General features: G+C 67.8%; 3 protein-coding genes. All 3 read left to right on the top strand.

Annotated features, from left to right (window positions below):
• Positions 1–388: 388 nt before the first annotated feature.
• A complete protein-coding gene (locus tag ACOJUJ_RS24165) occupies positions 389–1,042 on the top strand; it encodes a hypothetical protein (RefSeq protein WP_420129487.1) in 654 nt (217 codons plus the stop codon).
• A gap of 729 nt (positions 1,043–1,771) precedes the next feature.
• Positions 1,772–4,252, top strand: a complete 2,481-nt coding sequence (locus ACOJUJ_RS24160; RefSeq protein WP_420129486.1) for a TonB-dependent receptor domain-containing protein — start codon at positions 1,772–1,774, stop codon at positions 4,250–4,252.
• A gap of 716 nt (positions 4,253–4,968) precedes the next feature.
• The gene (locus tag ACOJUJ_RS24155; RefSeq protein ID WP_420129485.1) at positions 4,969–7,653 is read left to right on the top strand and encodes a DUF5916 domain-containing protein; all 2,685 of its coding nucleotides are present in this window, start codon (positions 4,969–4,971) and stop codon (positions 7,651–7,653) included.
• Positions 7,654–7,896 lie beyond the last annotated feature (243 nt).

Here is a 7,896-nt window from a genome sequence, read left to right as displayed (position 1 = left end):
CGGGAATGCATCAGCCGAGCGGAGAGCCGCTTCAAGGCCGGCGCGTTCCTCGGAAGATGGCTCGCGTACAAACAACGGCGGTGGCTTCTTGGAGTTCATCCCTCCAAGATAACACCTCTTTGTTTACTTTGCATACTTTGTCGTGTGGAACTGCACCTAGCCGCCGATCAACTCGATCACTTCGATCAACCCGATCATCCCGTCGACGGACTCTTCCGCGCAACTTGGCGGCGTGTACGGGCGGCGGGTCACGCCCCGGGCTCCATCAGGGGGATGCGGATGACGGATCGGCGGGCCGCGGGACTTGCGCGTGGCGCCAAAATTGTGGAACGTTCGTGCAGCGTAACCGTATCACCCTCCGCAGTCCCTCCCACCGAAGCGCTCTCCGATGGTCCGATCCGCTCTGCTCGCCCTTCTGGCGATCGCCGCCGCCGCGCCACCCCTGCACGCGCAGGAGCGCGTCACCGCCATTTCCCGCGCCCGCGACCTGGGCCCGGGCGCCACCGTGCTGGTGGAAGGAACCGTCAGCGTGGCGCCGGGGGTGTTCGACGGCGGGTTTGCCATCCAGGACCACTCGGCCGGCATCTGGGTCCTGGCCCCCGCGGATTCCGTGCGGCTGACCGTGGGCCAGCGGGTGCGGGTGCGGGGGATGCTGGACGAGCCCAACGGGCAGCTGGCCATCATGCCCGCCGCCATTGGCCCGCTGGGCGAGGCCGACGCCCCGTCGCCGCGCGACCTGCGCACGGGGCTGCTGAACGAGTCCATGGAGGGGTGGCTGGTCAAGATCCGCGGGCGCGTGGCCAGCGAGGCGGTGAACGACGACCCGTGGGGGTGGAAGGTGATGGTGGACGACGGCACGGGCCCCGTGCTGGTGTTCGTGGACGCTGAAACGGGCGTGGACGTGCGCCCGCTGCGCCCCGGCGACACCGTGGAAGTCACCGGCTTCGCGGGCCAGTACGACGATCACTACGAGGTCGTCCCCCGCGCTCAGGTAGACATCCGGGTCGTCAGGCCCGACGCGTCGCTCTCCCGCAGCCACTGACCTGCCGGGCGACGATGGAAAGCGGGGCGTGCCACCCAGGCACGCCCCGCTTTTTTCGTTTCCACCGCTGCGTGGGTTCGCATGCTTGAGTGGGTGAACGGGTGAACGGGTGAACGGGCGAGCGGTGAGCGGGTGAGTGGGTGAACGGGCGAGCGGTGAGCGGGTGAACGGGTGAACGGGTGGAATCGGAGGGCGTGGAGTGACCCGCGGGCCCTCTCCCCCGCCAGGCCTTTCGCTCGTTCCTCGCGACGGCTGGCGACCCCTCCCCCAACTTCGGGGGAGGGGTGGGGGTAGCCGGGAGTACGGGGCGCTTCGGAAGCCAGCGTTCGCATCATTGCTTTCGGACACGCGCCGAAGATTCGGTGCGCGTCTCTCCCCCGAAGTTGGGGAGAGGCCGGGAGAGGGGGCCGCCGGCGGACGCAGCTCGATCCATGCAGAACCGGGCAGGAGATTATTCGCACTGACGCATAGACGCATACAGAGCGGGTACTCTGCCGCGTCTTCCGACTGAGCCACGTTCATCATTCCGTCAACGGAACCATCTACTGGCGGAAACTGGACACGGCTGGAGCGGCGTAGAAGAGGCGGCGAGCACGGGCACCGAACGGCTGAAACCTGACCGATCATCGGCCCGTACCGCCCTTCGTCCATCAGGTGCGCCGTCGCTGGGATGACCTGCGCGGCGCAATGGACACCTTGAATCGACGCCTTCCCGCGGAGTTCCCTGCCATGAAACGCCTTGTCCTTGTCCTTGCCCTTTCGGCGCTGAGCGCGGCGCCCGTGCTTGCCCAGCAACCCGGCCCGCGTCCACCCGGCGCGCAGGCCCCGGCGGCTGGCCCCGGCGAGATCCGCGGCACCGTGGTGGACGCGGAGAGCAGCGCGCCCATCGGCACGGCGAGCGTGGAGGTGTGGAGCGCGGCGGATTCGGCGCTGGTGGCCGGCGCCATCGCCCGCCCCGACGGCTCGTTCCGCATCGAGGGGCTGCGGCCGGGCGCGTACTTTCTGCGCGTAAGCATGATGGGGTACGGCCCGCAGCGCACCGCGCAGCTCACTATCGCCCCGGCCAGCCCGCGGGCCAACGCGGGAAACATCGGCCTTTCGCGCCGCGCGGTGGTGCTGGAGACGATCGGCGTAGAGGCGGAGCGGCCGGCCATCGCCATCGCCCCGGACCGCAACAGCTACTCCACGCGTGACGTGGCCCCCGCCGCCGCCACCGCCAGCGAGGTGCTGGAGTCGGTGCCCTCGGTGCAGGTGGACTCCGACGGCAAGGTGAGCCTGCGCGGCAACGAGAACGTGGTGGTGCAGATCAACGGCCGCCCCTCGCCCATCCGCGGCGAGCAGCTGGCCGGCTACCTCAAGCAGCTCCCCGCCAACACGCTGGACCGGGTAGAGGTGATCCCCAACCCCTCCGCGCGGCACGATCCCGAGGGGATGGCCGGCATCATCAACATCGTCCTCAAGCAGAACGTGGACCTGGGGCTGAGCGGCGGGCTTACGCTGGCCGCCAGCACCGCCGACCGCTACACCGGCTCGGGGAACCTGGGATACCAGCAGGGCCCCGCCACCTGGTTCATGAGCTACGGCTTCAGCACCGACGACCGCGACCAGCTGGGCGTGAACGACCGCACCCGCCTGGGCACGGGGCGCGCGCCGCTTTCGTACAGCGAGCAGGACATCCGCGGCGCGCAGGGCAACAGCGGCCACAACTTCAACGGCACGCTGGACTACCGCCTGGGCGAGCGCGACGTGCTTTCCAACGCGCTGATGCTGAACCTGCGCGGCGCCACCGACGACGCGCTGAGCGCGTACAGCGAGCTGGACGGCACGCGGGTGCTGCTGGACGCGTACGAGCGGGTGCGCGACTCGCGCACGGACAACTGGATGGCGGACTACAACCTGGCCTGGAAGCGCACCCTCACGCCGCGCACGCACGAGCTTTCGGCCGAGGTGCGGGCCAACGCCAACAACGAGGACGACCGCACCTCGCTGTGGCGCCAGACCACGGCGGGCGGCACGCTGTCGGACGCGGAGATCCACGAGACCGACGCGCGGTCGTACCAGCTCACGGGTCAGGTGGACTACACGCGCGGCCTGGCCGAGCGCACCAAGCTGGAAACCGGCTACAAGGGCAACGCCCGCTGGACGGACCGTGACTTTACGGTGATGGAAGACGCCACGGGCTCGGGCGTGTTTGCGCGCGGGGACCTGAGCAACGCGCTGCAGTTTGACGAGACGGTGAACGCGGTGTACGGGGTGCTGAGCCACGGCACCGGCGCCCTGGAGCTGCAGGGCGGTCTGCGGGCGGAGTACGCCACCCGCGAGTTTTCGCTGGGCAACACCGGAGAATCGTTTCCCCACGACTACACCAGCTTTTTTCCCAGCGCCCTGGCCAGCTACAACCTGAGCGACCAGACGCAGGTCAAGCTCAGCTACTCGCGCCGCATCCGCCGGCCGGGCACCCAGGAGCTGAACCCGTTCCCGGCCTTCTTTGACCTGCAGAACGTGTTCGTGGGCAACCCCCAGCTTAACCCGGAGTACACGGACGCCATCGAGCTGGGGCTGCAGCACTCGGGGCAGATGGGCTCGGTGCAGTTGTCGCCCTTCTACCGCCGCACCACGGACGTCATCCGCTTCATCATCAACACCGACGACGTGGTGGCGGGGCGCGAGGTGACCTCCATCAGCTTCAAGAACCTGGACACGGGAAGCTCGTGGGGCGCGGACCTGAACGGCACGCTGCGGATGGGGCAGCGGTTCAACGGGCTGGCGGCGTTCAACGTCTTCAAGATGGTGACGGAGGGATCGTCCGGTGAGTCCGCGGTTTCGACGGACGCGGTAACGTGGTCGGCGCGCTTCAACGGCACGTACAACTTCAGCCCGCGCACCACGTTGACGGCCCAGTACTTCTACCGCGCGCCCATGCAGGTTGAAGGCGGCAAGTTCGACGCGATGGCCTTTGCCAACGTGGCGCTGCGCCAGAAGCTGTACGGCGAAAAGATGAGCGTGACGGTGCGGGTGTCGGATCCGTTCAACACGCAGCGCTTCCGCATCCGCGCCGGCGACGACAACCTGATCCAGTTGACGGAGCGCACCTTTACCTCGCGCGCCGTGCACCTGAGCATGCAGTACAACTTTGGCCGGCCGCCCCGCGTGCGGCAGCCGCGCCAGGACGAGCAGCCCTCCGGCGGCAGCCCCTTCGGCGGGCGCTGACCGGCGGAACGGCCTCACGCGGAGACGCGGAGGGCGCGGAGGCGCGGAGAGAAAGCTTCTCTCCGCGCCTCCGCGTTTTCGCGCCTATCACATTCACAAAAAGAATGGGCCTCACACGGAGTTAACGGAGTTTTCTCGTGCCGTTTCCTCTGATCTCGCGGTTCGATAAGGGAATGGGGCTCACACAGAGTTACCAGAGTCAGCAGAGTTTTCTCGTGCCGTTTCCTCTGATCTCGCGCTCTCGGGCCGGATTCCCAGGTGTCGGGTGCGGGTGGGGATGTCGACGAGGCGTGATCTTTTGTGGTTGTCGGGAACGGGAAGCAGATGGAATGCGGCAGGGGGCCATCCGCATTTTTTTGAGGAGGGATGTAGATCGGCAGATGCTCTCCGCGGTGGATTGGAGCACGTCGATCGCACTACCTGATGCGCGATCTCGAGAACCATCCGCCAACACCGCGATCGGAGGGTGAGCGGCAGACTCGCCCACGCGGCGCATCAACTGGCGGAAACTGACGACGGGTAGTTGGGCGTAGAGGCAGCCGCGGCGCACGCCGTCTGCCCCGCGGAATCGCCGCTCGTCCCATCGCCGTCGCTCGCGCGCGCGGAGGGAGCTAGCGTGCGGCGACACGAGGCCCGTGCACCAGCAAACCTTTCGGCGCCCAGCCGCATCTCAGCGTCGTTCGGACTCGTCCCGCCATCTTACCGGGGATCTCCCCATGCGTTCTTTCCGATCCATGCTGTTCACCGCGGCGCTGCTTGCCGCGGCCCCCGCCGCCGCCCAGAACGGCGCCCATCCCACCGCCGGCCCGGCCGTAAGCGCCCACCGCGCCACCGACGTGGTGCTGGACGGACGGCTGGACGAGGCGGTGTGGTCCACGCCGCAGCCGGCCACCGGCTTTCGCCAGCAGGAGCCGCGCGAGGGCGAGCCCGGGGCGCGCACCGAGGTGCGCTTTGCCTACGACGACGGCGCCCTGTACGTGGGCGCCCGCATGTACGACTCCATGGAGGTGAGCCGCCAGCTTACCCGCCGCGACGCGGAGGTGGAGAGCGACTGGATTCAGCTGGTGTTCGACACCTACCACGACCACGCCGGCCGCACCGTCCTGCAGGTGAACCCCTCCGGCGTAAAGTACGACGCCGGCCAGGCATCCCCCAGCGCCGACCCCTCGTGGGACCCGGTGTGGGAGGTGGAGACCCGGGTGGATTCGCTGGGCTGGACGGCGGAGATGCGCATCCCCTGGAGCCAGCTGCGCTTTACCAGCGACGTGGAGCAGACCTGGGGCGTGCAGATCTGGCGCTACGTGCAGCGGCTGAACGAGACGTCGATGTGGTCGTTCTGGGGACGGCAGGAGCCCGGCGGCCCGCCGCGCTTTGGCCACCTGTCGGGAATGCGCATCGAAAAGCGGCCGCGGGGGCTGGAGATCATGCCGTACGCGCTGGCCCGCGCGTCGTACGTCACCCCGTCGCAGCCCGACAGCCCGTTTCAGGACGCGCGCGACTACGACACCCGCATCGGCGCCGACATCCGGGCGCTGCTGGGGAGCAACCTTACCCTCAGCGCCACCATCAACCCCGACTTTGGGCAGGTGGAGCAGGACCCGGCGGTGGTGAACCTGAGCGCGTTCGAAAGCTTTTTCGACGAGAAGCGCCCCTTTTTCGTGGAAGGGAGCGGGCTGCTGAGCTTTGGCGGATTCAGCTGCTTTACCTGCAGCAACGTGAGCAGCATGTCGCTGTTCTATTCGCGCCGCATCGGGCGGTCACCGCAGGGGCAGCTGCCGGGCGGCTACGATTATGAGTACGCGCCCACCAACACGCGGCTGCTTGCGGCCGCCAAGCTCACGGGCCGCACGTCGGGCGGGTGGCAGATCGGCGCGCTGGAAGCGGTGACGGCGCGTGAGGTGGGGCGCGTACGCAGCCTGGACGGCACGGGCCAGGAGCTGACGGTAGAGCCGGCCAGCAACTACATGATGGGGCGCGTAAAGCGCATTACCCACGGCGGCAGCCGCACCTGGGGGCTGATCGCCACCTCGGTGTACCGCGGCTTTGGCGACGGCGACGACGCCGTGCGCGCGCACCTGCCGCAGCACGCGGAGGCGGTGGGCGCGGACTGGTCGCTGACGTGGAAGAACCAGACGTACCGGCTGATGGGGAACGTGGCGCTTAGCAACGTGTCCGGCGATTCGCTGGCCATCGGCCGCCTGCAGCGCTCCAGCGCCCGCTACTTTCAGCGCCCGGACCGCGAGAACGGGCGCAACGGCCTGTTCAGCAACGCGTACGACACGAACGCCACCTGGCTGCGCGGCTTTGGCGGATACGCGCGGCTCAGCAAGGACAGCGGGCCGTGGCTGTGGGAAACGTCGGTGAACTACCGCAGCCCGGGGTTCGAGGTGAACGACATGGCGTTCCTGAACACCGCCGACTACGTGTGGATGCACGGCAACGTGGTGCGGCAGTTCACCACGCCGGGAAGCTGGTACCGAAACATCTGGCTTACCGCCGGCGCGCAGCAGCAGCTGAACTTTCAGGGCGACCGCAACGACCTGCAGATCCATCAGTACAGCGAGGTCACCTTTCCCAACTACTGGAACACGAGCCTGTACGCGCACGTGCGGCCGGAGGTGTACGCCGACCGCACCACGCGCGGCGGCCCCACGGTGCGGCGCCCGGCCAGCTGGTTCGTGTCGCCTTCGTTCAGCAGCGACTCGCGCAAAAAGCTGGTGTTCTCCATCAACCCCGGCTTTGGCGGCACCTCCATCGGCGAGCGGTTTTTCGAAGGCGGCGCGGGCGTGCGCTACAAGCCCAGCACCAACGTGCAGATCAGCTTTGGCCCGTCGTACAACTACAGCCGCAACGAAACGCAGTTCGTCACCCGGTTCACCGATCCCACGGCGACCGGCTTCTTCAACCAGCGCGTGGTGTTCGCGGAGCTCGAGCAGCACGTGCTGTCGCTGGACACGCGGCTCAACTGGACCTTCAGCCCCACGATGACGCTGGAACTGTTCGCGCAGCCGTTCGTGGCCACGGGCGACTACAGCGACTACAAGGAGTTCGTGCGTCCCCGCTCGGCGGATACCCGCTCGTTCACGGCGCAGGAGCTGAGCGTGATCGAGGCGGACGGCACGCGCCCGGTGCAGTACCGGCTGGACACGGACGAGGACCCCACGACCGACCAGGGCTTCCGCTTCTTCAACGACAGCTTCAACGTGCGCTCGCTGCGGGGCAACGCGGTGCTGCGGTGGGAGTACCGTCCGGGGAGCACGCTGTTCTTCGTGTGGCAGCAGCAGCGCAGCGGCGACCAGCCGTACGGCGACTTTCAGCTGGGCCGCGACACCGGCGCCATCTTCGACGCCAGCCCCGACAACGTGTTCGTGATCAAGGCCACCTACTGGCTGGGCACCTGATCAACTGAAAAGACGGGGCTCACGCGGAGACGCGGAGCAAAGATGAGCCGCGGGTCCGTGTGAGGGTGTGAGGGTGTGAGGGTGTGAGGGTGTGAGGGTGTGAGAATGTGAGAATGTGAGGGTGTGAGGGTGTGAGGGTGTGAGGGTGTGAGGGTGTGAGGGTGTGAGGGTGTGAGGGTGTGAGGGTGTGAGGGTGTGAGGGTGTGAGGGTGTGAGGGTGTGAGGGTGTGAGGGCGTGAGGGT

This window comes from Longimicrobium sp., assembly GCF_048594345.1.
Taxonomy (GTDB): Bacteria; Gemmatimonadota; Gemmatimonadetes; order Longimicrobiales; family Longimicrobiaceae; genus Longimicrobium.
The sequence above is the reverse complement of the archived record's forward strand: the minus strand, read 5'-3'. Positions and strand labels throughout refer to the sequence as shown.

What these genes read in the sequence shown, in the direction of transcription:
- ACOJUJ_RS24165 (WP_420129487.1), top strand. Translation starts at nt 389, where the DNA reads ATGGTCCGATCCGCTCTGCTCGCCCTTCTGGCGATCGCCGCCGCCGCG.
- ACOJUJ_RS24160 (WP_420129486.1), top strand. Translation starts at nt 1,772, where the DNA reads ATGAAACGCCTTGTCCTTGTCCTTGCCCTTTCGGCGCTGAGCGCGGCG.
- ACOJUJ_RS24155 (WP_420129485.1), top strand. Translation starts at nt 4,969, where the DNA reads ATGCGTTCTTTCCGATCCATGCTGTTCACCGCGGCGCTGCTTGCCGCG.